Genomic DNA, 23,701 nt, shown 5'->3' with positions numbered 1-23,701 from the left:
TTGGCCCGCTGTTTTTCTTTCTTTTCTAACGCTTAACTTGCGGCGCGTTTCGATCCATTACGGCGCAGGTTGGTCAATTCTTCCGCCACAAGGAACGCCAGTTCCAGTGACTGAGACGCGTTCAGGCGTGGGTCGCAGGCGGTGTGGTAACGATCCGACAGATCCTCTTCGGTCACGGCCCGCACACCACCGGTGCATTCGGTAACGTCGAGACCGGTCATCTCGAAATGGACACCGCCAGGGATCGTGCCCTCGGATTGATGCACACCAAAGAAATCGCGCACCTCACGCAGGACAGAATCGAACGGGCGGGTTTTGTAGCCCGTGGCCGATTTGATCGTATTGCCGTGCATCGGGTCGCACACCCAAGTAACCTTGGCGCCTTCTTCCTTCACGGCCTTGACCAGACGCGGAAGGTGTTCACCCGCCTTGCCTGCACCAAAGCGCGCGATCAGGGTCAGACGGCCCTCTTCATTTTCAGGGTTCAGCTTCGACATGAGAACCTTGAGATCTTCTGCCGTCGTCGTCGGACCACATTTCAATCCGATCGGGTTCAGAACGCCACGACAGAACTCGACATGTGCGCCGTCAGGTTGGCGTGTACGGTCGCCGATCCAGATCATGTGGCCAGACCCGGCCAGCCAGTTGCCCGAGGTCGAATCCAGACGGGTCAGCGCCTCTTCATATTCCAGTAACAGACCTTCGTGACTGGTGTAGAATTCAACGGTCGAGAATTCGTGCGTCGTGTCTGCCGTGATACCAGCCGCTTCCATGAAGTCGATGGTGTCCTGAATGCGGTCCGCAACTTCGGAATACTTCTGAACGTCCTGTTCGTCGGTAAAGCCCAGCGTCCACGAATGAACACGGCTCATGTCGGCGAAGCCACCGGTTGAGAAGGCACGCAGCAGGTTCAACGTGGCCGCCGCCTGCGTGTAGGCCTGCAACATCTTTCCGGGATTCGGAATCCGCGCTTCGGGCGTGAACGCCAGTTCGTTTATGATGTCACCCCGGTAGCTGGGCAGTTCTACACCATTCACAACCTCTGTCGGGGCGCTGCGCGGCTTTGCAAATTGACCGGCCATGCGACCGACCTTTACCACCGGCACCTTGGCACCGTAGGTCAGAACCATCGCCATTTGCAGCATCACCTTGAAGGTGTCACGGATCGCATCGGCGCTGAATTGTTCAAAGCTTTCAGCACAATCCCCGCCCTGAAGCAGGAAGGCCTCGCCGCGACCGGCGGCACCAAGATGTTGCTTGAGGCGCCGCGCTTCACCCGCAAAGACCAGCGGGGGATACTGCGAAAGCTGGGCCTCGACCTTGGCCAATGCGGCCGCGTCGGTATAGTCTGGCATCTGAACCCGGGGCTTGTTGCGCCAGTTCGACTTTTGCCATTCGGTCATAGCTTTGATCTCCGCTGAAGTGTTCAGGTCGCCTCTATACAAAAAGCAATGAAGAGTGACCATATCCCATTTGCGCCTCTTGACGCCGCAAACAAGCTTTGATCATGGTGACTGCCAAATACGCCGCAGGATACCTGGTTTTCCCGCGCAGAATTAAGGACATTTTGTCATGCAAGTGCAACGCCAAGCAGTCACGGTCGAAAATGCTGGGGCCATGCCCCGTCATTTCGTTTTTGTCCTTTTGGACAAGTTTTCGCTGCTGTCTTTTGCATCGGCACTCGACAGCCTGCGCATCGCAAACCGCATGGCGGACAAACAGCTTTATACATGGACTCTTTCAGGTGAAGGCGGAGATTCGATTTCATGTTCGGCCGGAACCGAATTCAAGCTCGATCGTGACCTGGACGAACTGCAACGCGACGATGTCGTTCTGATTTGTGGGGGCGTTGACGTGCAGGCTGCCACAACTAAACGCATTCTGAACTGGTTGCGGCGCGAGGCACGGCGCGGACTGCGGATCGGCGGTCTGTGCACGGCTGCTTATACCTTGGCCAAGGCCGGTCTGCTGGACAACAAGCGGGCGACCATACATTGGGAAAACTCCGACAGTTTCATCGAAGAATTCGATGAGGTCGAGTTGACGAAAGCAGTCTTTCAGATTGACGGCAGTCGTATGACGACGGCTGGCGGGACTTCATCCATTGATCTGATGCTCAAGTTGATTGCAGACGATTTCGGCGAAGACCTGGCAAATGCGGTGGCGGATCAGATGATCTATTCGTCTATCCGGACAGATCAGGACACGCAGCGCCTGTCTACACCGACACGTATTGGCGTACGTCACCCCAAGTTGAGTCAGGTCATCCTGATGATGGAAAAGAACATAGAAGAGCCGATCTCACCTTCGATTCTGGCCAAAGAAGTCGGCATGTCGACCCGCCAGCTTGAGCGCCTGTTCCGGCGTTATCTCAGCCGCTCGCCCAAGCGGTACTATATGGAACTTCGCTTGCACAAGGCGCGGAACCTGCTGATGCAAACGGATATGAGCGTCATCAACGTAGCGCTGGCCTGTGGGTTCGCTTCGCCCAGCCATTTCTCAAAATGCTACCGCGCGCATTACAACACCACACCCTATCGCGAACGCGGAGCGCAAAGCGGGCGGCTATCGGTGTAAGGTCACTCCGCCGGAGATATTCTGTAAACTGCCCCCTTTCCAACCGAAATAAACCAGATCGACCCGTCTGGCGCTTCGACGATATCGCGGACGCGCTCGGTTTCAGGGCTTCTGATCTGTTCGGCTTCATGCAATGGATCGCCCTGAAGTCGGGCGATATAGTCAAATTTCAAAGATCCTACGAAAACATCACCTGCCCATTGCGGCCAGAGCTTGCCGGAATAAACCAGCAGGCCAGACGGCGCGATGGAAGGATCCCAGTAGTGAGCTGGCTGTTCCAGCCCCTCTTTGGCTGTACCTTCTCCGATTTTTTCACCCGAATAATGCGTACCATAGGAGATGAGAGGCCAACCATAATTCCGGCCTGCGCGGGGTTGGTTGATTTCATCTCCACCCCGCGCCCCGTGTTCCGAGATCCAAAGTCGGCCAAGCGCGTCCAAATCCGCGCCCTGCGGATTTCGATGACCGTATGACCATATCTCGGGTTCGATATTCAATTGCCCGACAAAGGGGTTATCCGCCGGAACTGTCCCATCGCGGTTGATACGGATGACCGAGCCCATGGGATTGGACCGATCCTGTGCATTCTCCGCCTGCCCCCGGTCACCGAGGGTCACGAACAATGTCCCGTCCAGCGCTTCGACCACACGACTGCCAAAATGCCGCCCGCCCGTACCACCGGGCGATGCCTCGAAAATTACTCGGATGTTCTGAAGGTTTTTGCCAGTCTCGGGCAGGTGCGCAACCGCAACCGCAGTCCCTGCACCGTCGCCCTGAGGTTTTGCGAAGGTCAGAAAGACCTCTCGGCTTTGATTGAAATTGCGCGAAATCGTGACGTCCAGCAATCCGCCCTGCCCCAGAGCCGCAACCTTTGGAACGCCTGAAACATCCCCAACTTGTCCATTTCGCACATACAGCAACCTTCCATCCCGTTCCGTGACGAGGAAGCTTTCATCGGGCAAAATGCCAACCGCCCATGGGGTCTCTAGCCCGCCGATCATTTCTTCCAGTTCGATCATTCCGGTGGAAACCGACAACGTCTGGGCTGCGGCATTCAAGGCGCAGAGTGAGAAAGACAGAATCATCGCCGTCCTGAACATTCTGATCCCTTTCGATAACAATCAGGAGTGAGTCCCAACAAAACAGATAGATTTTCAACCGAAAAAGACACGTTTGCGTTAGGACTTTTCTTTTCCGAACAGCTTGCCTAGGGTCGTCGCCAGAACGAATACGTTCACAACTGGGAGTAACCATATGAAAAAGCTGCTTACTGCAACTGCAGCAACTGCATTGCTGGCCGGCACAGCCATGGCCGAAGATGTCAAACTGGGGATTTTGATCGGCTTTACCGGCCCGATTGAATCGCTGGCCCCTGCCATGGGGTCGGGTGCTGAGCTGGCAATCGCCGAAGTCAACGAATCCGGCAAGTTCATGAACGGCGCCAGCGTGGCTGGTGTACGTGCCGATACCGGCTGTATCGACAATGGTCTGTCCACCTCGAACGGCGAGCGTATGATCGCAGACGGCGTTGCAGGCATCATCGGTGGCGACTGTTCGGGTGTAACCGGCGCGATTCTGCAAAACGTTGCCATTCCAAACGGCATGGTCATGATCTCGCCTTCGGCGACCTCGCCCGGCCTGTCGACCATGGAGGACAACGGCCTGTTCTTCCGCACCGCACCGTCGGATGCGCGCGAAGGTCAGGTTATGGCTGATATCCTCAAGGATCGCGGCATCAACTCGATCGCGCTGACCTATACCAACAACGACTATGGCAAAGGTCTGGCCGATGCGATCCAGACGTCCTTCGAAGCGGTTGGCGGTGAAGTGACCATCGTTACGGCGCATGAAGACGGCAAGGCCGACTATTCGGCTGAAGTTGGCGCGCTGGCTTCGGCCGGTGGAGACATTCTGGTTGTCGCGGGTTATCTGGACCAGGGTGGTCTGGGCATCATCCAGTCGTCGCTGGACAGCGGTGCGTTTGACACCTTTGGTCTGCCCGGTGGCATGATCGGTGACTCGCTGCCCGCAAATGTCGGCCCCGACCTGAACGGCTCGTTCGGTCAGATTGCCGGGTCCGGTGGAGAAGGTGCCGAAAAGTACTTTGCACTGGCCGAAGCAGCCGGGTTTGACGGGTCGTCGCCCTATTCGCCCGAATCCTATGACGCGGCAGCGCTGTTCATGTTCGCCATGCAAGCCGCCGGTTCGACCAACCCGGCAGATTACGCGGGCAAAGTTATGGACGTCGCCAATGCGCCGGGTGAAAAGATCTATCCGGGTGAACTGGCCAAAGGTCTGGAACTGCTGGCCGCCGGTCAGGACATCGACTATGTCGGCGCGTCCGGTGTCGAGTTGATCGGCCCCGGCGAAAGCGCAGGGTCGTACCGCGAGATCGAAGTGACCGACGGCGAAAACAAGACCGTCAACTTCCGTTGATCCCGCATATCAAGCTATAAAATCAGACAGCCCGGGCCTTGTGTCCGGGCTGTTTCAATGACAAAAGGCTGCACCTCGTTTCACGGGGACAAGGCAAGGGGATACCATGATCGTCGTCGAGGACGTGCATAAGCATTTCGGCGGGTTTCACGCGGTGGACGGGGCGTCGCTGGAAATCCAAAAAGGGTCGATCACCGGCCTGATCGGGCCCAACGGGGCCGGAAAAACCACTCTGTTCAACGTGATCGCCGGTGTTTTGCCTCCGACCAGCGGAAAGGTGGTTATGGATGGTGAAGATATCACTGGCCTGCCTCCGCATGAGCTGTTTCACAAAGGTTTGCTGCGCACGTTCCAGATCGCGCATGAATTCTCGTCGATGACCTGCCGCGAAAACCTGATGATGGTGCCCGGTGCGCAATCGGGTGAGGCGCTGTGGAATACCTGGTTCGGACGCAAGCGCATCGCTGATGAAGAGCGCGCGTTGAAAGCCAAGGCAGACGAGGTGCTGGAGTTTTTGACCATCGAACATCTGGCCGATCACAAGGCCGGTCAGGTTTCGGGCGGTCAAAAGAAACTGCTGGAACTTGGTCGTACCATGATGGTGGACGCCAAGATCGTATTTCTGGACGAGGTCGGAGCAGGCGTGAACCGCACCCTGCTGATGACCATCGCTGATACGATCCTGCGCCTGAACAAAGAGCGTGGTTATACGTTTGTTGTCATCGAGCACGACATGGATTTCATCGGCAAGATCTGCGACCCGGTCATCTGCATGGCCGAGGGTAAGGTTTTGGCCGAGGGTACTCTGGATGAGATCAAGGCAAACGAGCACGTGATCGAAGCCTATCTTGGCACCGGCCTCAAAAACAAAGACAAGCTGGAGGCCCAGACATGACCGCTGGCATGAGCGACAACCCCTATCAGGACGACAAGGGCAACAAGGACGCATCGATTACCAACACGCAAGGTATCGGAACAATGACGCCTGCCCATCGTAAAAGCGGGACGACTCATCGCGTTGAAGGCGGCCCGTTTCTGATCGGCGACACCATGACCGGCGGTTATGGCAAAGGCCCGGATATCCTGCATGACTGCACCATTGCCGTGGACAAGGGTGAGATCGCCGTTATCGTCGGCCCCAACGGTGCGGGCAAGTCAACGGCGATGAAGGCCGTGTTTGGGATGCTGGATGTGCGCGCCGGCTCTGTACGTCTAGACGGCGAGGATATCACCAGCCTCACCCCACAAGATCGCGTGATCCGCGGTATGGGCTTTGTTCCTCAGACATCGAACATTTTCACCTCGATGACTGTCGAGGAAAATCTGGAAATGGGTGCCTTTATCCGTCACGACGATTTCTCGGACACGATGGAGCAGGTCTATGATCTGTTCCCAATTCTGCGTGACAAACGCAACCAACCTGCCGGCGAACTGTCTGGCGGTCAGCGCCAACAGGTTGCCGTGGGTCGCGCGCTGATGACGCAACCCAAGGTCCTGATGCTGGACGAGCCCACCGCAGGTGTCTCACCCATCGTGATGGATGAGCTTTTTGACCGCATCATCGAGGTCGCACGCACCGGCCTGCCGATCCTGATGGTTGAACAAAACGCCCGCCAGGCACTGGAGATTGCCGATAAGGGATATGTGCTGGTTCAGGGGCGAAACGCCTATACCGGTACGGGCAAGGAATTGCTGGCTGATCCGGAAGTGAGAAAGAGTTTCTTGGGCGGTTGAGGATGAGACGGCGCACAAACTCCCATTTGGTGCGCACCGTCCTCCTCATTCTAGCAGTGGGTTCGCAGAAACACGTTGCTTCAAGGAAAACAGTGTAGAAAATCACTGCATAACTAAGTGCAACCGCCTTCCTAATTCTCACCCCGCCGGATTGCTACAATATCCGGAGTCATTCGCGGCATGTGGACCTTTGACCGACATGTCATAGTGCAGGTTATCGAAATCCACCACAAAGGTCACCACGTCCTGATCCATGATATGCAGGAAGGTGAGCGAGTTCAGACCGGGAATAATCTGCGCCTCGCCCTTGATGTTTTCGGCCACGATGAACCCCTTGTCCGTCTCACCCGACCGCGCCAGAGTCACCGATCCCCCGTTTTTGTCGGAGAGGCAATTGACGACAAAATCCGCGCCATTCAGCGGGTCGTCGATTGCAGCTTGTACGAATGTGGGCATCAACAGGCCAGCCGTGATCAGCGCGGTAAATCTCATGAGTTTCTTCCTTCGGTTACTTATGCCTGCCCTCGCGCGCTATTACGCTCGCGAGATCAGCCTTATATTTCGGTACTGGCTGCGCTCGACAATCACATCTTCCGCAGCTCAACGAAGTGAACTTAGGAAAAACCCTTTCGTATCATAGACCTGAACCAGCTATTTCACCGGAACTTGAGGCCAGGTGAGGTGGTGTGCGCTCAGCTTGAGACAAAAACAATCTGGGGCCCTAGATTGGCAGACAAAACGGCCCGGCGCGGGTCACTTTGAACCTGAATCGCTCACCCCATGCCTGATTGTGTTTTCAATATGTCAGGATAATGGTGCGTTGAATTTGAGGACGTTAAACATGACTGTTATTTACTTGTTTTAATGGCTCTTTCACGAGACCAAATCGGTTATTTTCACGCGTTACTCAAAGGGCAAAAAACACGCTTAAGTTCAATTTGTGACATAATGGAGCTTTAGGCGGGCCATCCACGCCGGTCGGGCCATATTACTGAACCAATGGCTCGACAGTTCGAAGGCGAATGCAAAATCGAAGACAAGGACCCGCAGACTATGAAACTCTGGATCGCTTTGCCGCTTGCCCTATTTTCGGCCACTCAGGCAGTAGCCGAAGAACGCCACCTATTGTGCACCTCCGACCGCGACGGCAGCGAAATCCGCCTTAGCCGTGCCGCGGACGGTGACAAAGGTAGCATTGAAACCCCAATAGCCGCAGGCGATGCTGTGATCCTCAAAGGCGTGGGCAGCATGACGTTCATGTATATCGAAGGTCAGAACGTGATGACGCTGGTGGTTCAACTTGACGACATGTCCTATGATCTGTCTGTCAAAGGTCCCCATGCCGACGAGGATTTCGGCAAATGCCAAGACGTTCAGGCGTGACTTTGCATCCAAGCAATACTGCCGGGTGGCCACGCTGACCTCAAAAGTCGCGCGGCTTCACCTGCGGGTTTGGTTCTCGGAATCTCACAAGCCTTTCTGGTTCCGCGTTATCCAGGCAAAAAACGTTCGTCCAATTCGTTGAAAACCATAGCCGTGTGTTGAATTACCAATGGTACACATGCCATAAAGCCGCACCCGGACAGTGAGAAGAATTCATGGATTTACTGAACGCGTTGGTCACACTGGCCAACTTTGTCATCGTGCCTGCGATTGCCTATGGCAGCCAGCTGGCATTGGGAGCGCTAGGCGTGACCCTGATCTACGGCATCCTGCGGTTTTCGAACTTTGCCCATGGTGACACCATGGCCTTTGGGGCGATGATCGCTGTGCTTGTCACTTGGGGCTTACAGGCCGCTGGTGTCAGCTTTGGGCCGTTGCCGACTGCCCTGCTCGCCCTGCCCTTTGCCATCCTTGGCTGCATCCTGCTGGTGTTGGTCACGGACAGGCTGGTCTACCGCTTTTACCGCGAACAAAAGGCCAAGCCGGTTATCCTTGTGATCGTATCAATGGGTGTAATGTTCATCATGAACGGTTTGGTGCGCTTTATCATCGGGCCGGATGACCAAAAGTTTTCGGACGGTGCAAGATTCCTGATATCCGCGCGGGATTTCAAATCCATGACGGGCCTTCAGGAGGGGCTGGCTATCAAGACCTCGCAAGGGATTACACTGATAGTGGCCGTTATTGCCGTGGCCTTGTTGTTCTGGTTCCTCAATAAAACACGAACCGGGAAATCGATGCGCGCCTATTCCGACAACGAGGATCTGGCGCTTTTGTCCGGCATCAACCCTGAACGTGTTGTGATGATCACCTGGATCATCGTAGCCGCCTTGGCGACCACAGCGGGTGTTCTATACGGGTTGGACAAAAGCTTTAAACCCTTCGTCTATTTCCAGCTTCTGCTGCCGATTTTCGCTTCGGCCATCGTGGGTGGCCTTGGTAACCCACTGGGCGCAATTGCAGGCGGGTTCATCATCGCGTTTTCCGAGGTGACGATCACCTATGCCTGGAAAAAAGTTCTGACCTATGTGGCCCCCGAAAACCTGGAGCCGTCCGGATTGGTCCAGCTCCTGTCCACCGATTACAAATTCGCTGTCAGCTTTGTCATCCTGCTGATCGTGCTTCTGTTTAAGCCCACGGGCCTGTTCAAGGGAAAAGCAGTATGACCGAATCTGTCAAAAACACTCTGCTTTTCATTGCTGTTGGCAGTCTCATTTTGCTGACCGGTTTCACGCAAAGCTGGAACACTGCCGTTCTGATCCTGAACATGGGGCTGATCTCTGCCATCATGGCGATCGGTGTGAACCTGCAATGGGGCTTTGCGGGCCTGTTTAACGTAGGGGTCATGGGCTTCGTCGCGCTGGGCGGTCTGGCCGTGGTTCTGGTTTCGACAGAGCCTACTCCGGGTGCTTGGGGCGCCGGCGGTTTTGGTATCGTTCTGTCCTTGCTACTGGGGGCTGCCACCGTTGTTGCAGCCGTACTGGTGGCAACAAGACTGCCCAAAGGCCGGGTGCAGACGCTCACAATAATCACTGTCCTTATCGTCGGCTTCTTCCTCTACCGGGCCGTGTTCGACCCCAATGTTGCCGCGGTCGAGGCCATTGACCCGGCGATTGCCGGAAACATCGGTGGACTGAACCTGCCCGTTCTGCTGGCCTGGCCTGCCGGAGGTCTGCTGGCTGCCGGGGCGGCGTGGCTGATTGGCAAAACCGCGCTAGGGCTGCGGTCAGATTATTTGGCGATTGCCACGCTGGGTATCGCCGAGATTATCATCGCCGTCATGAAGAACGAGGACTGGCTGGCCCGCGGCGTGAAGAACGTCTATGGCATCCCGCGTCCCTCCCCGGTTGTCGGGTATGAAGTTGACTTGCAGCAAGATCCGGCTTTTCTTGCCCGCGCCGAATGGCTGGGGCTGGATCCGGTCACTGCATCCACCCTCTCGGTGAAGCTTGGGTATTCTCTGCTGTTCATGCTGGTTCTTCTGGTGCTGCTCTGGATGGCGCAAATGGCGCTGAAAAGCCCGTGGGGCCGTATGATGCGCGCAATCCGCGACAATGAAGTTGCAGCCGAAGCGATGGGCAAGGACGTCACCCGTCGCCACTTGCAGATTTTCGTATTAGGGTCGGCCATTTGCGGCATCGCAGGCGCGATGATGACCACTCTGGACGGACAGCTGACGCCGGGCACCTACAATCCGCTGCGCTTTACCTTCTTGGTTTGGGTCATGGTGATCGTTGGCGGTTCGGGCAACAACTTCGGAGCCGTTTTGGGTGCGTTCCTGATATGGTTCTTGTGGGTTCAGGTCGAACCGATTGGCTTGTGGTTGATGAGTGTTATCACTGCAGGCTTGCCGGATGGCAGCGCGCTGAAGGCACATCTTATTGATAGTGCCGCACATATGCGCCTTTTCACGATGGGCCTGATCCTTTTGATTGTTCTCAGATTCAGCCCAAGGGGTCTGATCCCCGAGAAATAGGTCCGCGCCACGTTCCAATGTGCAAAACCGCGCCACTTATCTGGCGCGGTTTCTTGATTCTTAAGGTTTTTCTGAATAAACGAACCCACCACAGTGTTTTCGATTTGCGGCAGGTTGCTGGCACTCACCCTCGCCAATGCCGTTTCAATCGATCAACAAGACGAGTAGATAAGAGTAGAAAATGAAAGCACCACATCTGAAATCACTCATTCTGTTTACGGCTATTGCGGTCGCGGTATCCGCTTGTGTCCCCAGCCCCGAAGATCTTGAGACGACGCCCATCAAGGTTCAGACACCTAAAGGTGTCGTGACCTGTCAGCTCTATCGTCAGGATCGTGTGACCTGGGACCGTGCAATCGACTTCCCAGCCACGAAGATGTCTGTTCCCGAGGCTGACGCCTATTGTCGCCAGGAAGGCCAACGCCGACTGAAGTAAACGCTGTAGCGCCCACCAAGGACGCTACGTTTTTACCTGTTGCGAAACAATCCGCCGAGGATACCGCGCACGATCCGGCGCCCGGTTGTGCCCTTAAGCTCTTTGATCACCGCTTCGGTCATTGCCGTGGCAAACGTGTCCTGCTTGCGCTCAACACGGGAGGAGGACCGGCCGACCCGGCTGCCCGAATATCTGCGGGCCGAAGAATATTCGCGTTCGATCGGCGATTGCGCTTCAAGAACTTCGTCGGATTCGGCCAGTTCTGCGGCATTGGCCGCAGCTTGGGCCCGAGCCTGAAGAATCTCGAAGGCAGATTTTCGATCTACGCTCTTGTCGTATTTTCCTGCCATCGCCGAGGCGGCAAGGATATCCCGACGTTCGGCATCTGAAATTGGCCCCAGCTGAGATCCCGGCGGACGAATAAGCGTACGCTCGACCACGCCCGGAACACCTTTCTTTTGCAGCATTGAGGTGACAGCTTCGCCAACGCCGACTTCGCGAATTGCCGTTTCCGTGTCAAAAGTCGGGTTCTCGCGATAGGTTTCAGCGGCCAGCCGCAGGTTCTTTCGGTCCCGCGCCGTGAATGCCCTTAATGCGTGCTGAATACGGTTGCCCAGCTGTCCAAGAATATCTTCCGGGATATCGGCGGGGCTCTGAGTAATGAAGTATACACCCACACCCTTTGAACGGATCAGGCGGGCGACCTGTTCGACCTTGTCCACCAGAACCTTTGGCGCATCGTCGAACAACAGATGGGCTTCGTCAAAAAAGAACACCAGCTTTGGTTTTTCGGGGTCTCCGACCTCTGGCAGCTCTTCGAACAGTTCACTCAACAGCCACAACAGGAACGTTGCATATAGCCGTGGGGCTGCCATCAGCTGGTCTGATGCCAGAATGTTCACTATTCCGTGCCCGTTTTCGTCAGTTCGCATCAAATCGGCCAAATCCAGCGCCGGTTCGCCAAACAGTTTTGTTCCGCCCTGATTCTCGAGAACCAGCAGACGTCGCTGAATCGCCCCGATTGATGACGTGGATACATTGCCGTATCGCAATGACAGTTGCGCCCGATTCTCTCCGATCCAGACCAGCAGCGCCTGTAGGTCCTTAAGGTCCAGCAACGGCATCCCTTCTTCGTCGGCCACGCGGAATGCGATATTCAGGATACCTTCCTGCGCCTCGCTCAACTCCAGTAACCGCGACAGCAACAGCGGACCCATTTCCGTCACCGTCGTGCGCACTGGATGGCCCTGTTCACCGAATAAATCCCAGAATGTCACCGGGCAGGCAGAATAGGCAAATTCCTCGAACCCGATCCGACTGGCCCGGTCCTGAAAGGCCTGATGCAGTTTGTGGGCCTCGCTTCCGGGAAGGGCCAGACCAGACAGATCCCCTTTCACATCCGTGAGGAATACCGGGACACCCGCCTGAGAAAAACCTTCTGCAAGAATCTGCAACGTCACGGTTTTGCCGGTACCGGTTGCCCCGGCAATCAACCCGTGGCGGTTGGCATATTTCAACGCCAGTTCCTGCGGCTGGCCATAGTTTTCACCGCCACCGCCCAAAAAGATATTCGTGCCCATTAACATTGCCTTATTGTTCACCGATCTGCCGCCAGCATACAAAGTTAACCTTTGACTGCGATAGTCAATTTGCCTTGCATTGCGGGGCAGACTTCCTCCCTGTCGACTGGCCGTGCCTGCTGGCACGGCCTTTTTGGTTTGGCCATCGGATTATTATTCTGGCGCATAGATTAAAAAATGAGGATAGCTGTTGACCCGTGTGCGCCCCTTCCGTAGGGTTTGCGCATAAATAAGTCGGCCAGTCCGACGGGGAGAAACTTATGGGGAAGGGAGCTGGTCGAACAGCTCCCTTTTTCTAATCTCCGAAGGTGCGGTTCCAGGCCTCAGGCAAGAATCCGTTCACGTTCGCAAAGGCCGTTCTGTTAGTGCCTGACACTGGTTCAGAAGAGTGTTAAACGAAGCAAAAAGATCAATCATCAACCCGAGGCATTCATGTTCAAGAAAATCCTCTCGTTCAACACGGTCGCCGCTGTTCTGCTATCCGGCGCAGCGTATGCACAAGACACAACCACAACCGCGCCAGACGCCGGTCTGGACCTTGGTCAGGAAGGCCCCCGGGTCGGAGAACAGTTCGTAAAGGAAGAATTCGGCGATTGGGACGTATCCTGTATCAAGGCACAGGAAGGCGAGGATCCTTGCGCCATCGTTCAGGTTCTGGAGGGTAAAAATGGTGATCCGATCGCAGAAGTATCCATCGGGAAACTGCCAGAAGGTGGTGCCGCCGTTGCTTGGGCAAATGTGATCGTACCCCTCGAAACTCTGCTGCAAGCGCAACTGGCCCTGTCAATCGATGGCGCGCCGCGTAAATTGTACAACTACCACCAATGCGTTCCCGTGGGCTGCATCGCGCAACTAGGTCTTAGCCAAGGGGATATCGACGCGATGAAAGCTGGTACCAAAGCGACGTTTTCACTGGTTCCCGCCCGTTTCCCGGATCAGGTTCTTGAAATGGACATGTCGCTCTCCGGCTTCACATCGGGCTTTGACGCTCTGAACGTCAACACAAACTAAGAAAAAACATCCGTGGAAGCCGCCGTTTTATTAACGGCGGCTTTTTCACTAAACCCGCTTCAGGGCCAGTACCGCATTCAACCCACCAAAGGCGAATGCGTTGCTAAGCGCGACGTTGACCTTTGCTTCGCGTGCTTCGTTCGGGACCACGTCCAACGCGCATTCCGGGTCCGGTTCCTCATATCCAATCGTCGGTGCAATGACACCGTCCCGCAGTGCCATGATGCAGGCCAGCAGCTCAACAGCTCCGGTCCCGCCTATCAGGTGGCCGTGCATGGACTTCGTGGACGATATCATCAGATCGTCTGCGTGCGGCCCAAACACGTCGGCCACGGCTGCGCATTCGGTTTTGTCATTTGCAGCCGTTCCCGTGCCATGCGCGTTGATATAACCCACATCTTTTGCGTTCAGCTTCGCATCGGCCAAGGCACCGGCCATGGCACGCGCGGCCCCTTGTTTGCTGGGCATCACAATGTCCGAGGCATCCGATGACATGGCAAAGCCGACAACTTCGCACAGTATTTCGGCCCCTCGGGCGCGGGCGTGTTCGTATTCCTCAAAGACAAAGACGCCAGCCCCTTCACCCTGCACCATTCCGTTGCGGTTGGCACTGAACGGGCGGCACGCGTCTTTCGACATCACGCGCAGACCTTCCCAGGCTTTTACACCGCCGAAACACAACATCGATTCGGACCCGCCCGTAACCATGACCGGAGCCGCGCCGCTGCGCACCATCTGAAAGGCCTGAGCCATCGCATGGTTTGATGACGCACATGCTGTCGACACGGTGAAACTGGGGCCCTTCAGGTTATGTTCCATTGAAACATGACTGGCGGCTGCATTGTTCATGAGCTTTGGAACGACAAAGGGGTGTACCCTGTTCTTCCCATCCTCATAAACAGAACGGTAATTGTCATCCCAAGTCGAAACACCACCACCCGCGGTTCCCAGAACAACACCTGATCTTGCTGCCAACTCGCCGTGAAACTCGATGCCCGACTGCTCAATCGCCTCTTTGGCTGCCGTCAGGGTGAATTGCGTGAAGCGGTCGTACAGCGACATCTGCTGTCGGTTGAACCGCCCTTCCGCCTCGAAACCCCGGACCTGTCCGCCGATCTTGATGGCCAACCGATCAACATCCCGGAATTCAAGTTCCGAAATACCACAACGACCTTCGCGCATTGCTTCCAGCGTGTCAGGGACCGAATGGCCCAGCGAATTGATCGTACCTGCTCCGGTAATGACAACGCGTTTCATGAGCGTGTGTCAGACCTTTTCCGACACAAGCTTTTCGATCCCAGAGATGATCGCGGCCACATTGGAGATATCGAAGTCATTGGCCTCGGGCTCGTTGGCATTGAAAGGAATCGAAATGTCGAACTCTTCCTCGATGGCAAATATGCTTTCGACCAGCCCGAGGCTGTCGATACCCAGATCTTCCAGCGTGCTTTCGGGCGTTACATCCGATGGCTCCAGAACGGCCTGCTCTGCAATGATCGCGATGACGCGGTCGCTGATGCTCATGTCGATCCCCTGATTATCAGTTTGAGGTTGATTTAATCGCTCGGGGTCTGTTTGAAAACAGCCTTTTTCAATGCCTCGACGTCGCGTGCCATACGGGGCAAACGCCGTTGTGCCTTGTAGATGTCCGTATGCGTTTCCATTTTGACGCCGGGATACCCCATGATCACGCGACCAGCGGGTACGTTGGACAGTATCTTAGTGCCGCCACCGGCAATAACCCCATCCCCGATGAAAATGTTGTCGACAACGCCGGTCTGACCGCCCAGAACCACGTTGTTTCCGATCTCAACCGAACCCGACACACCAGTCTGACCGCACAACAGGCAGTCCTGACCGACTCGGGTGTTGTGCCCGACATGGACCAGGTTATCCAACTTGGAACCGTGGCCAATATACGTATTTCGGATCGTGCCATTGTCGATTGTGCAATTCGCGCCAATTTCGACATCGTCACCGATTTCCACAGCACCCAGCGAGTGAATGCGCAGCCAGCTCTGAGCTTTGGCCTCACCCTGATCGCCCATTGTCTTGCGTACATTTTCGACGCCCGAGACTTCGGGGGTAACAAAACTGAACCCGTCCCCTCCGATCCGGGCACCGGGTTGCGCAATAAAACGATCTCCGATCTGCGCCCGTGCGCCAATGCTGACCATTTCGCGCAACACTGCCTGGTCGCCCAATATGGCGTCCATTCCCACGGTGCAATGTGCCCCTATGACAGAGCCTGCGCCGATCCGGGCGCGCGCTCCTACAACAACCAACGGTCCAATCGCCACGTCAGAACTGATTTCAGCTGTTGGATCGATCACGGCCGAGGGGTGAATCCCCGGCTCAACTCCTTGCCCACGGTCCAGCATGGAAGTGATGCCAGCCATCGCCATACGGGGACGTTTTACAAAAATCGCCGCACGCAATCCCATCGCCTGCCAGTCGGCCCCTTCCCATAGGACGGCCGCACGAGCGGCTCCGTTGGTAAGCGCCTCGGCGTATTTCGGAGACATAGCCATCGCCAGATCTGTCGGGCCTGCATCGCCCGGTTCGGCGGCGCGCACAATCGTCAGGCCGCCGTCACCCTGACATTCGGCCCCCAGAGACTCGGCAATCTGTTGTACGGTAAACTGCATGGCGGGCTTCCTTTTGGCAGGATTTGCCCTGTGCTTACCCCTGAACATCCGGCAGGGCCACCCCTGCCTTTTGCAAGGCTTCCCAAATCTTGCCGTCCCGCCCATAGACATCGCGGCGATAATGCACTTCACCTTTGGGCCCGATATAGGCCGTGCGGTAAATCAGATGCACCGGAACTTTCTGTTCCAAATTAACTTTGGTCTCTTTTCCGGTGTTCAGAACGCGATGGAAGAATGCCTTTGGATCTTCCTCTTGTTTGGCCAGCAGGGCGTATGCAAATTCAAAGGGCTGGGCCAAGCGGATACACCCATGTGAAAAGGCCCGAACTTCGCGCGAGAACAGGTTTTTCTGTGGAGTATCATGCAGATAGATGTTGTGCTTATTGGGGAACATGAACTTCACCAGACCCAGCGCATTGCTTTGGCTGGGCGGTTGACGCATTGCGAAGGGAAAATTGCTGGTCGTGAACTGGGTAAAGTCCACCGCACCCCGATCGACCTGCCTGCCGCTTCTGTCAGTTATCAGAATATGGCCCACGGAATTCGGGTTTGATTGCAGTTTCGGAAGGTATTCCTTGGTCACGATCGAGCGGGGAACATGCCAGCTTGGGTTGATCACCATATGCTCCATCTCATCCGAAAATTCCGGACTTCTTCGATCATGCACATTTTTACCGATGACTGCGCGGGTTTCAAAAGTGACTTGCCCTTCGTCCACGATCTTGGCCGTGAAGTCCGCTTGGTTCACAAGGATATGACGCGTGCCGCGTTCCCGAGGCAGCCAGCGTTCGCGTTCCAACGCAACGTAAACGGCTTTCAACCGGTCTGTGGCTGGACGGTTAATTTCAGCAATCGTCCCCTTGCCCGCCACACCATCGGTTTCAAGCCCATGCGCGGATTGGAAGGCACGAACGCCTTCAAGCAACGCGCTGTCGAAAGACGGGCTGGCGGACGGTTTCATGTAACCCATCACCACCAGACGGTCGCGCAGCTTGACAACATTCGGTCCCGTGTCGCCGTATTCCAGTTTGCTTTCGGGAACTGTTGGCCCCCATCCCCCTTGAAATACCAGCTTTTCCAAGGACAGCTTCTGCTTCATCAATGCGCGGTATTGATGTGATTGCGGCGCCAAGACTGTAAAGTAGGCCGCGCCCAGAGTGCTTATTCCCAGCAAATGCTCAACAGTGCTGCGTCGTTCTACGGACCGAACCAGCCCATCATCCACACTGCCGGGCCGGATTGCGCCCGCATAAAGCGCGTCGGCATATTCGACAAAGATACGGCTAAGTTCTGCTTCAACCGCACCGAGATCGCGCACCGAACGGGCCTTTTCCATCTTCTCCATCACGGCGGCAACAGTCGGCTCGGCCTGTGGAAGGCCGTGCAGATGCGCATTCGTAAGCGCATTGATCAGCGCCGCCCGGCGTTGAGTGTGTTCAGGCGTATCGCCGACCCAAAGCGGCAAAAACCCGTTTGCCCGGTAGAACTCAACCAGTTGCGGCGCCTGCTGAGTATGTTCAGCCATCGCCATCTGAAACGCAGTTCCTGGCGTAGCTTCAGACGACACATTGGCGACGGATGCGGTAGCCACGAAACACGCGGCAAACAGGATGCTGGTACTGGTGCGGAGAACAGAAAACATAGGATGGCCTTGGAATTCAATAGTTTGAACTGGTGATTTATACGTCGATCAACTATGCAGTCGTGCCAGAACGCTTGTCCACTCACGATATCCTTACCAAATCGCTTCTTCGTGGGCCTGATGCGCGTTTGCATCGGCTGCGCGGCCCAAAGCCCACAACTGCGAAATATTTGTGATGCTCTGTGGCAAATGCGCAAAAAACTGCCGAAAATTCCCCCTTGAAAAGGTAAAAATGAAACACTTCTTGGCCCTCGATTCCGATTGTGCCATAAATCCCGCATCTGGGATGGGAATAATTAAGACAGTGCACGTAACATCGTGTGCAGGCAGGAACAGTACGGGACGAAACCAAAATGACAGAGAGCAGTTCCTCGGGCTTGACCCGGCGTGCCCTATTGGGAGCGTTTGCAGCAACGGCAGTCGTAGCAGCACCCACCTACTCCAACGCAGCAGGCTTTTTACGCGGTGGCGGCGATATTCGTCGCATTCGTATGTATTCCGGTCGCACTGGCGAACGGTTGGATATGATCTATTGGGTCGATGGTAAGTATATCAAGGACGCTGTCAAAGAAGTGAACAACTTCATGCGTGATTGGCGCACAGATCAGGTAAAATCCATCGATTTACGCACGATTGATATCATGGCGGCATCACACAGCTTGCTGGATGTCAACGAACCCTATATGCTGTTGTCCGGCTACCGCTCTCCTCAGACCAACGCAATGCTGCGTTCCCGGTCCCGCCGTGTGGCGCGCAACTCGCTTCACATGGAAGGGCAAGCAGCTGATTTGCGCCTTGCCTCCCGCTCGGTATCGCAGATGGCCAAGGCGGCGATGTCGTGCCGCGCAGGCGGTGTTGGTCAGTATTATGGATCGAACTTCGTACACATGGATTGCGGCGTAGTTCGCACCTGGCGCGGGTAACACCTTGACGCTCCTCCCGGTTTGTTCAGAACTTTAGCTGACTGTTTATTCCGGTCGGTTTTATAGTTTTCGTGGCGATTGGCGGCAGAGCCGCCAAGTCTGCTAATTTGAATTTCTCGGTACCTGGCAGGGTATCCCTCTCTCAAGCACTACAACTCGGCTATGGTTATTAGCTTGCGGGCCGTTGTGATGACTGCACGATCAACGCGCAAAGCGAGCTAATTCACAAGCCTACAGTTCTGGGCTCCCGACTTCGATCCAATTTTGAATATTGGGTGGCGCACCTGAGAGGATTCGAACCTCTGGCCTCTGCCTTCGGAGGGCAGCGCTCTATCCAGCTGAGCTACAGGTGCCTTGGCCGTTAGCTAACCTTGTTCCAATCCGGGTGCAACTGCAAATCGCGATTGCCGCACCCCAATCAAGACCAAAATCAGGCAAACAGATCATGCGCCAATTCAAGCGCTTCGATCAGCGTGTCAACTTCATCGGTAGTGTTATAGAGACCAAAGCTGGCGCGGCACGTTGCCGTCACCCCCAGGTGGTCCATCAGTGGCCCGGCACAGTGGTGACCGGCACGAACCGCAACACCCTTCTTGTCGAGAATGGTTGAGACGTCGTGTGCATGGCCAGCACCGTCCAGCGTAAAGCTGAAAATCGCGGCCTTGTCCGGGCGAGTGCCCTGAACCTGCAACCAGTTCAGCCCTGTCAGACGTTGCATCGCGTAATCGCGCAAGCTGGATTCATGGGCAGCGATGTTTTCCATCCCCAAGTCCATCATATACTCCAGCGCTACGCCAAGACCGATGGTCTGAACGATCCCCGGCGTGCCGGCCTCGAACTTCATAGGCGGGTCATTATAGATGACTTGATCCTTACTGACCTCTTTGATCATGTCGCCGCCACCGATAAAGGGGCGCATTTCGGCCATGCGGTCGGATTTGATGAAAATCGCACCCGACCCTGACGGACCATAAAGCTTGTGGCCAGTGATCGCGTAGAAATCGCACCCGATCTCTTCGACATTTACCGGCATGTGAACGGCACCCTGACTGCCATCAACCAGAACCGGGACGCCCTTGGCGTGGGCACCGTCAGTTATGGCTTTCACATCCACGACCGTACCCAGCACGTTCGAGCAGTGTGTCACAGCAACCAGCTTGGTTTTCGGCCCGATTGCATCGATTACCGCCTGAGGGTCAAGCCCGCCCTCTGCGTCGACATCGACCCATTTCAGCACGATGCCCTGTCGTTCGCGTAGGAAATGCCAGGGTACGATGTTTGCATGATGCTCCATCACACTCAGAACGATCTCATCCCCCGCTTTAAGTCGCGGCATAGCCCAGCCATAGGCGATCAGGTTGATCCCTTCGGTGGTACCAGAGTTCAGGACGATCTCATTCTCGTTCGATGCCCCCAGAAACCGCGCGGTCGTGCCACGAACGGCCTCGTATTTCTCTGTCGCAAGATTGGACAGAAAATGCAGGCCACGATGGACGTTCGAATACTCCTCGGCATAGGCCCGCGTCACCGCGTCAATGACCACCTGAGGTTTCTGAGCCGAAGCACCATTGTCGAGATACGTCAAAGGCTTGCCATTCACCTGACGCGACAGGATCGGAAAGTCAGAGCGGATTTTCTGCACATCATACATAAGAGAGGTATTCCTAGACGGGCCCGGTTGGGCTTAGAAACAGAACGAAAGGGATGGCGACAAAAGCTGACAACACAATTACCGCAAAGGATTTCCAGAGAGACCCGAACTGATGCGCTTCATTCAGAAAATGAAGCGTGACGTAAAGGCTCAGGATTGCTGTCGCCAACAATGTCATCATCATCAGAAACGGTAAGGTCAGGCTCAAGATCAGCGTCACCACCAAGGCGGCAATTTGCAGGAACTGCAGCCAGATCGTCAAAACCATCAGATCATCGAACCTCGCCAGACCTCCCAGCATTCGCCCGACCAGCAGGAATGCGACGATGCTCAGCATCATGGCCCCGGCCGAGCGCACCAAAACGATGGGAAAACTCTCGAGCGCAGGAGAGGGTTGACCCGCCGCCATTGTTATCGACAAATCTATTCCCAATTGGACAGCGCAGTTCAAAACGACCGCCAGCGCAAATGCCAGCCAAAGCACTTCTCGCCCCAGTTTGAGCGCCATCAGCCGTCGCGCCGCTTCGGCCGGGTTCTTGATCGTCAAGACCGCCAGATTTCCCAGGAAACTCGAATTCATGCGACGGACCTTTGCACTTGTCTGAGACCGGATACCCAGAACCAAACAAAAACAGCAACCCAGACGAAACCCACAAACGTCAAGGTAGGCCCTGGCCCGATGAATCCGGCGACAAGGCCGTTCAGCAGAACCAGCGGTGCAGAGGACAACAGCGCCCAGAACAGCGCCAGACGCGCACCATAAGCGCTTCCCTGCCCGCCAAACAGGCGCGCCGCCCAATGAGACACCAGTGCCAGCGTGTAAAAGACCAAGGGCAGAATGAACACTGATCCAAGCAGAGCACCACCCAATAGCATGTTCAGTTCAACGCCTTCCAGATGCGCTTTGCGCGCAAGGCCAGGCATCTGGGCGATGAATGCCACCACACAAAACGCCATGACAAAGATCAGCGCCCGGTCTTCTCGTTGCCCCATATCCAGAAGCCTGCGCACCACGCGCCCCGGCCCCCGGTATGTTGCCAGGATATCCGACGAAAGGGCCATCAGCTTCGGCGCGCCAGCCACCCTTCCAGACGGCTTACGATTTCATCTGCCAAAGCGTTGTCTTCGATCTCGTCCACTGCTTCTGCCAGGAATGCCAGCGTCAACATGTTGGTCGCGTCCTTGACCGGAACACCCCGTGACCGAAGATAGAACAGCGCCGTTTCGTCAATCGCGCCCGAGGTTGAGCCGTGGGAACACGCCACATCATCGGCGTAGATCTCAAGTTCGGGTTTGGCGAGGAACTGGCTGTCATCATCCAAAAGCAGAGATTGGCTGATTTGGTACCCATCGGTTTTCTGGGCCCCTTCCTTTACAAGGATCTTGCCCTGAAACACTCCGGTCGCACCGTTGCGCAGCACTTTCTTAAAGACCTGACGGCTTTCGCAATTCACCGCGTCATGGGTGATGAACACCGTGTCATCATGGTGGAAATCACCATCCCCAACACAGGCCCCGGCCACATGCGCCACAGCATTGTCGCCGGTCAGTTCAACAACCTGTTCGTTACGGGTCAGCACCCCATTCGCTGTCAAGGTGAAGGACTTGTAGACCGACTCTGCCCCCAAACGCGTGAACATATGGGTCGCGGCGCGACGTTCATGGTCCCTGCCTTGTGCCCGCACATGATGCAGCGTCCCCTTGTCGGCGATTTCAATCTCCATGCATTTGTTGAAACGCGACGCCGCCGGACCGGATTCAAGAATTGTCACCTCGGCCCCGCTTTCCACACGAATAACGTGATGCAGGATCGCGTCGGATGTCGGTGAGGCATGACGATAGATCAGGTTGATCGGTTTAGAGGGTTTGCCCGTAACGTGAATGGCGACACCGTCCGACGCAAAGGCCGTGTTCAATGCAGCCAACGGACGTTGAACCGGGGACTGGCCACGCGCTTCCAGAACGCCATACAGGTCTTTTGCCCAATGAATGTCTTTGCAGCAGATGTCTTCAATCCGGTCGATCTTGACACCGTCCAGCGACAGCTCATCGGATTCCTCGGCGCTGAACACCCCGTCGACAAAGACTATTTTCAAACGGTCGAGGTCGTTGAAAAGTACCGGTTCATCATTGACAAACACCGCCGCAGGCAAAGCCTCGGCAGAAATCAGACTGTCGGGCTGGGTGTATTTCCAATACTCATCCCGGCGCCCCGGCAGCCCGGATTCCAGAACACGCGCCAGAGCGTCTTCGCGTGCACCGCGGGTGCAGCCCGCGTCAGGCATGGTCAGCGCAGCCAGACGCGCCTCGGTTGCGGTTTGTTTCGCTTGCGGCAAAGCCATCAGTTCACCTCGGCCAGAATGTCGGCATAACCGTTGTTTTCAACCTCAAGCGCCAGATCCGGGCCTCCGGTTTTGACAATGCGGCCATCGGCCATGATGTGCACGACGTCAGGTTTGATGTGATCCAGCAGGCGCTGGTAATGGGTGATGACCAGGAACCCACGGCCTTCGTCCCGCAGGGCATTCACACCTTCGGCGACCAGCTTCATCGCATCCACATCAAGGCCCGAGTCGGTTTCGTCCATGATGCACATCTTCGGTTCAAGCATAGCCATCTGCAGGATTTCGTTACGCTTTTTCTCACCGCCCGAAAAACCAACATTGACCGGGCGCTTAAGCATATCCGCGTCGATCTTTAGCGTCTTGGCCTTGGCACGCACTTCTTTCAGGAAGTCTGCGGCAGACAGTTCCTCTTCTCCACGGGCCTTGCGCTGCGCGTTTACTGCGGTGCGCAGGAACGTCATGTTGCCAACTCCGGGGATTTCAACCGGGTATTGGAAGGCAAGGAAAACACCTGCTGCTGCGCGTTCCTCCGGTTCCATCTCCAGCAGGTCCTGACCGTCCAGAGTGGCCGAACCTTCGGTTACTTCGTACCCGTCGCGCCCCGACAGAACATAGCTGAGGGTCGATTTGCCCGACCCGTTCGGCCCCATGATCGCGTGTACCTTGCCAGCCTCGACCGTCAGGTTCACACCTTTTAGGATCTGCTTGTCTTCTTCTTCAAGCTGTACGTGCAGGTTTTTGATTTCCAGCATTTTTTGTCCTTTTGCGTATCGCAAGGGGCCCTTGGCCCCGTATTGTT

Annotated in this window: 23 protein-coding genes and 1 tRNA gene; 10 read left to right on the top strand and 14 right to left on the bottom strand. The window is 55.8% G+C overall.

What is annotated here, in order from left to right; all coding sequences use genetic code 11:
• Positions 1 to 32 precede the first annotated feature (32 nt).
• Complete coding sequence (locus tag ACR0EK_RS02510) at positions 33 to 1,403, bottom strand: class II 3-deoxy-7-phosphoheptulonate synthase (RefSeq protein ID WP_480480917.1); 1,371 nt, start codon at positions 1,401 to 1,403, stop codon at positions 33 to 35.
• A 169-nt stretch (positions 1,404 to 1,572) separates the two neighbouring features.
• On the opposite strand from ACR0EK_RS02510, the gene ACR0EK_RS02505 reads away from it, so the two are divergent.
• Positions 1,573 to 2,577, top strand: a complete 1,005-nt coding sequence (locus tag ACR0EK_RS02505) for a GlxA family transcriptional regulator (RefSeq protein WP_209503918.1) — start codon at positions 1,573 to 1,575, stop codon at positions 2,575 to 2,577.
• Positions 2,578 to 2,579: 2 nt separating this feature from the next.
• Here the strand turns inward: ACR0EK_RS02505 and ACR0EK_RS02500 are convergent, their stop codons facing one another.
• Entirely contained in the window at positions 2,580 to 3,677 is a 1,098-nt protein-coding gene (locus ACR0EK_RS02500; RefSeq protein WP_480564756.1) for a PQQ-dependent sugar dehydrogenase, read from the bottom strand.
• A gap of 154 nt (positions 3,678 to 3,831) precedes the next feature.
• Between ACR0EK_RS02500 and ACR0EK_RS02495 the strand changes: the two genes are divergently transcribed.
• From ACR0EK_RS02495 to ACR0EK_RS02485, 3 genes are all read left to right on the top strand, one after another.
• The gene (locus ACR0EK_RS02495; protein ID WP_480564753.1) at positions 3,832 to 5,013 is read left to right on the top strand and encodes an ABC transporter substrate-binding protein; all 1,182 of its coding nucleotides are present in this window, start codon (positions 3,832 to 3,834) and stop codon (positions 5,011 to 5,013) included.
• A gap of 106 nt (positions 5,014 to 5,119) precedes the next feature.
• Entirely contained in the window at positions 5,120 to 5,908 is a 789-nt protein-coding gene (locus ACR0EK_RS02490; RefSeq protein ID WP_209596275.1) for an ABC transporter ATP-binding protein, read from the top strand.
• Between the two features lie 8 nt (positions 5,909 to 5,916).
• Positions 5,917 to 6,747: an ABC transporter ATP-binding protein gene (locus ACR0EK_RS02485; RefSeq protein ID WP_267366696.1), complete on the top strand. Its 831-nt coding sequence runs from the start codon at positions 5,917 to 5,919 to the stop codon at positions 6,745 to 6,747.
• Positions 6,748 to 6,885: 138 nt separating this feature from the next.
• On the opposite strand, the gene ACR0EK_RS02480 is transcribed toward ACR0EK_RS02485, so the two are convergent.
• Positions 6,886 to 7,239, bottom strand: a complete 354-nt coding sequence (locus tag ACR0EK_RS02480; RefSeq protein WP_480480909.1) for a hypothetical protein — start codon at positions 7,237 to 7,239, stop codon at positions 6,886 to 6,888.
• Between the two features lie 561 nt (positions 7,240 to 7,800).
• Between ACR0EK_RS02480 and ACR0EK_RS02475 the strand changes: the two genes are divergently transcribed.
• From ACR0EK_RS02475 to ACR0EK_RS02460, 4 genes are all read left to right on the top strand, one after another.
• Positions 7,801 to 8,130, top strand: coding sequence for a hypothetical protein (locus tag ACR0EK_RS02475; RefSeq protein WP_480564750.1), 330 nt, complete (start codon positions 7,801 to 7,803; stop codon positions 8,128 to 8,130).
• A 215-nt stretch (positions 8,131 to 8,345) separates the two neighbouring features.
• Positions 8,346 to 9,356, top strand: a complete 1,011-nt coding sequence (locus ACR0EK_RS02470; RefSeq protein ID WP_267366195.1) for a branched-chain amino acid ABC transporter permease — start codon at positions 8,346 to 8,348, stop codon at positions 9,354 to 9,356.
• Positions 9,353 to 10,666: a branched-chain amino acid ABC transporter permease gene (locus tag ACR0EK_RS02465; RefSeq protein ID WP_480564747.1), complete on the top strand. Its 1,314-nt coding sequence runs from the start codon at positions 9,353 to 9,355 to the stop codon at positions 10,664 to 10,666. Before ACR0EK_RS02470 ends, ACR0EK_RS02465 begins: the two co-directional genes overlap by 4 nt.
• A 181-nt stretch (positions 10,667 to 10,847) precedes the next feature.
• Positions 10,848 to 11,102: a hypothetical protein gene (locus tag ACR0EK_RS02460; RefSeq protein ID WP_480564744.1), complete on the top strand. Its 255-nt coding sequence runs from the start codon at positions 10,848 to 10,850 to the stop codon at positions 11,100 to 11,102.
• A 32-nt stretch (positions 11,103 to 11,134) separates the two neighbouring features.
• Here the strand turns inward: ACR0EK_RS02460 and ACR0EK_RS02455 are convergent, their stop codons facing one another.
• Positions 11,135 to 12,682 carry a helicase HerA-like domain-containing protein gene (locus ACR0EK_RS02455; RefSeq protein WP_480564741.1) on the bottom strand — a complete coding sequence of 516 codons (1,548 nt, stop codon included), beginning with the start codon at positions 12,680 to 12,682 and terminating at the stop codon, positions 11,135 to 11,137.
• Positions 12,683 to 13,114: 432 nt separating this feature from the next.
• Here ACR0EK_RS02455 and ACR0EK_RS02450 point away from each other — a divergent pair, with 432 nt between their 5' ends.
• Complete coding sequence (locus tag ACR0EK_RS02450) at positions 13,115 to 13,693, top strand: invasion associated locus B family protein (RefSeq protein ID WP_480480900.1); 579 nt, start codon at positions 13,115 to 13,117, stop codon at positions 13,691 to 13,693.
• Between the two features lie 48 nt (positions 13,694 to 13,741).
• Here the strand turns inward: ACR0EK_RS02450 and ACR0EK_RS02445 are convergent, their stop codons facing one another.
• From ACR0EK_RS02445 to ACR0EK_RS02430, 4 genes are read right to left on the bottom strand one after another with little or no spacing between them, the layout of a single operon-like run.
• Positions 13,742 to 14,950, bottom strand: coding sequence for a beta-ketoacyl-[acyl-carrier-protein] synthase family protein (locus ACR0EK_RS02445; RefSeq protein ID WP_480485622.1), 1,209 nt, complete (start codon positions 14,948 to 14,950; stop codon positions 13,742 to 13,744).
• Between the two features lie 9 nt (positions 14,951 to 14,959).
• Entirely contained in the window at positions 14,960 to 15,217 is a 258-nt protein-coding gene (locus tag ACR0EK_RS02440; RefSeq protein WP_171723262.1) for an acyl carrier protein, read from the bottom strand.
• Positions 15,218 to 15,249: 32 nt separating this feature from the next.
• Positions 15,250 to 16,341 carry a UDP-3-O-(3-hydroxymyristoyl)glucosamine N-acyltransferase gene (locus ACR0EK_RS02435; RefSeq protein ID WP_480485621.1) on the bottom strand — a complete coding sequence of 364 codons (1,092 nt, stop codon included), beginning with the start codon at positions 16,339 to 16,341 and terminating at the stop codon, positions 15,250 to 15,252.
• Between the two features lie 34 nt (positions 16,342 to 16,375).
• The gene (locus ACR0EK_RS02430) at positions 16,376 to 17,983 is read right to left on the bottom strand and encodes a L,D-transpeptidase family protein (protein WP_480564738.1); all 1,608 of its coding nucleotides are present in this window, start codon (positions 17,981 to 17,983) and stop codon (positions 16,376 to 16,378) included.
• A gap of 353 nt (positions 17,984 to 18,336) precedes the next feature.
• Between ACR0EK_RS02430 and mepK the strand changes: the two genes are divergently transcribed.
• The gene (gene mepK, locus ACR0EK_RS02425; RefSeq protein WP_480480893.1) at positions 18,337 to 18,906 is read left to right on the top strand and encodes a peptidoglycan L,D-endopeptidase MepK; all 570 of its coding nucleotides are present in this window, start codon (positions 18,337 to 18,339) and stop codon (positions 18,904 to 18,906) included.
• A 276-nt stretch (positions 18,907 to 19,182) separates the two neighbouring features.
• Here the strand turns inward: mepK and ACR0EK_RS02420 are convergent.
• The 6 genes from ACR0EK_RS02420 to sufC all read right to left on the bottom strand — a co-directional run bounded on the left by ACR0EK_RS02420 (position 19,183) and on the right by sufC (position 23,654).
• Positions 19,183 to 19,259 (bottom strand) — tRNA-Arg (locus ACR0EK_RS02420).
• A gap of 77 nt (positions 19,260 to 19,336) precedes the next feature.
• Positions 19,337 to 20,557 (bottom strand): cysteine desulfurase, encoded by a 1,221-nt coding sequence (locus ACR0EK_RS02415; RefSeq protein ID WP_480564735.1) that lies wholly within the window; start codon positions 20,555 to 20,557, stop codon positions 19,337 to 19,339.
• A 13-nt stretch (positions 20,558 to 20,570) separates the two neighbouring features.
• Entirely contained in the window at positions 20,571 to 21,137 is a 567-nt protein-coding gene (locus tag ACR0EK_RS02410) for a YIP1 family protein (protein WP_480564732.1), read from the bottom strand.
• The gene (locus ACR0EK_RS02405) at positions 21,134 to 21,619 is read right to left on the bottom strand and encodes a YIP1 family protein (protein ID WP_209596716.1); all 486 of its coding nucleotides are present in this window, start codon (positions 21,617 to 21,619) and stop codon (positions 21,134 to 21,136) included. Before ACR0EK_RS02405 ends, ACR0EK_RS02410 begins: the two co-directional genes overlap by 4 nt.
• Positions 21,619 to 22,899 carry a Fe-S cluster assembly protein SufD gene (sufD, locus tag ACR0EK_RS02400; RefSeq protein ID WP_209503899.1) on the bottom strand — a complete coding sequence of 427 codons (1,281 nt, stop codon included), beginning with the start codon at positions 22,897 to 22,899 and terminating at the stop codon, positions 21,619 to 21,621. The genes ACR0EK_RS02405 and sufD overlap by 1 nt, the downstream gene beginning before the upstream one ends.
• A complete protein-coding gene (gene sufC, locus ACR0EK_RS02395) occupies positions 22,899 to 23,654 on the bottom strand; it encodes a Fe-S cluster assembly ATPase SufC (RefSeq protein ID WP_480505147.1) in 756 nt (251 codons plus the stop codon). The genes sufD and sufC overlap by 1 nt, the downstream gene beginning before the upstream one ends.
• Positions 23,655 to 23,701 lie beyond the last annotated feature (47 nt).

It is taken from the genome of Ruegeria sp. AE4, assembly GCF_056542185.1.
Note: the sequence above shows the minus strand (reverse complement) of the source record. Positions and strands in the feature narration are given on the sequence as shown.

What these genes read in the sequence shown, in the direction of transcription:
- ACR0EK_RS02510 (WP_480480917.1), bottom strand. Translation starts at nt 1,403, where the DNA reads ATGACCGAATGGCAAAAGTCGAACTGGCGCAACAAGCCCCGGGTTCAG.
- ACR0EK_RS02505 (WP_209503918.1), top strand. Translation starts at nt 1,573, where the DNA reads ATGCAAGTGCAACGCCAAGCAGTCACGGTCGAAAATGCTGGGGCCATG.
- ACR0EK_RS02500 (WP_480564756.1), bottom strand. Translation starts at nt 3,677, where the DNA reads ATGTTCAGGACGGCGATGATTCTGTCTTTCTCACTCTGCGCCTTGAAT.
- ACR0EK_RS02495 (WP_480564753.1), top strand. Translation starts at nt 3,832, where the DNA reads ATGAAAAAGCTGCTTACTGCAACTGCAGCAACTGCATTGCTGGCCGGC.
- ACR0EK_RS02490 (WP_209596275.1), top strand. Translation starts at nt 5,120, where the DNA reads ATGATCGTCGTCGAGGACGTGCATAAGCATTTCGGCGGGTTTCACGCG.
- ACR0EK_RS02485 (WP_267366696.1), top strand. Translation starts at nt 5,917, where the DNA reads ATGAGCGACAACCCCTATCAGGACGACAAGGGCAACAAGGACGCATCG.
- ACR0EK_RS02480 (WP_480480909.1), bottom strand. Translation starts at nt 7,239, where the DNA reads ATGAGATTTACCGCGCTGATCACGGCTGGCCTGTTGATGCCCACATTC.
- ACR0EK_RS02475 (WP_480564750.1), top strand. Translation starts at nt 7,801, where the DNA reads ATGAAACTCTGGATCGCTTTGCCGCTTGCCCTATTTTCGGCCACTCAG.
- ACR0EK_RS02470 (WP_267366195.1), top strand. Translation starts at nt 8,346, where the DNA reads ATGGATTTACTGAACGCGTTGGTCACACTGGCCAACTTTGTCATCGTG.
- ACR0EK_RS02465 (WP_480564747.1), top strand. Translation starts at nt 9,353, where the DNA reads ATGACCGAATCTGTCAAAAACACTCTGCTTTTCATTGCTGTTGGCAGT.
- ACR0EK_RS02460 (WP_480564744.1), top strand. Translation starts at nt 10,848, where the DNA reads ATGAAAGCACCACATCTGAAATCACTCATTCTGTTTACGGCTATTGCG.
- ACR0EK_RS02455 (WP_480564741.1), bottom strand. Translation starts at nt 12,682, where the DNA reads ATGGGCACGAATATCTTTTTGGGCGGTGGCGGTGAAAACTATGGCCAG.
- ACR0EK_RS02450 (WP_480480900.1), top strand. Translation starts at nt 13,115, where the DNA reads ATGTTCAAGAAAATCCTCTCGTTCAACACGGTCGCCGCTGTTCTGCTA.
- ACR0EK_RS02445 (WP_480485622.1), bottom strand. Translation starts at nt 14,950, where the DNA reads ATGAAACGCGTTGTCATTACCGGAGCAGGTACGATCAATTCGCTGGGC.
- ACR0EK_RS02440 (WP_171723262.1), bottom strand. Translation starts at nt 15,217, where the DNA reads ATGAGCATCAGCGACCGCGTCATCGCGATCATTGCAGAGCAGGCCGTT.
- ACR0EK_RS02435 (WP_480485621.1), bottom strand. Translation starts at nt 16,341, where the DNA reads ATGCAGTTTACCGTACAACAGATTGCCGAGTCTCTGGGGGCCGAATGT.
- ACR0EK_RS02430 (WP_480564738.1), bottom strand. Translation starts at nt 17,983, where the DNA reads ATGTTTTCTGTTCTCCGCACCAGTACCAGCATCCTGTTTGCCGCGTGT.
- mepK (WP_480480893.1), top strand. Translation starts at nt 18,337, where the DNA reads ATGACAGAGAGCAGTTCCTCGGGCTTGACCCGGCGTGCCCTATTGGGA.
- ACR0EK_RS02415 (WP_480564735.1), bottom strand. Translation starts at nt 20,557, where the DNA reads ATGTATGATGTGCAGAAAATCCGCTCTGACTTTCCGATCCTGTCGCGT.
- ACR0EK_RS02410 (WP_480564732.1), bottom strand. Translation starts at nt 21,137, where the DNA reads ATGAATTCGAGTTTCCTGGGAAATCTGGCGGTCTTGACGATCAAGAAC.
- ACR0EK_RS02405 (WP_209596716.1), bottom strand. Translation starts at nt 21,619, where the DNA reads ATGGCCCTTTCGTCGGATATCCTGGCAACATACCGGGGGCCGGGGCGC.
- sufD (WP_209503899.1), bottom strand. Translation starts at nt 22,899, where the DNA reads ATGGCTTTGCCGCAAGCGAAACAAACCGCAACCGAGGCGCGTCTGGCT.
- sufC (WP_480505147.1), bottom strand. Translation starts at nt 23,654, where the DNA reads ATGCTGGAAATCAAAAACCTGCACGTACAGCTTGAAGAAGAAGACAAG.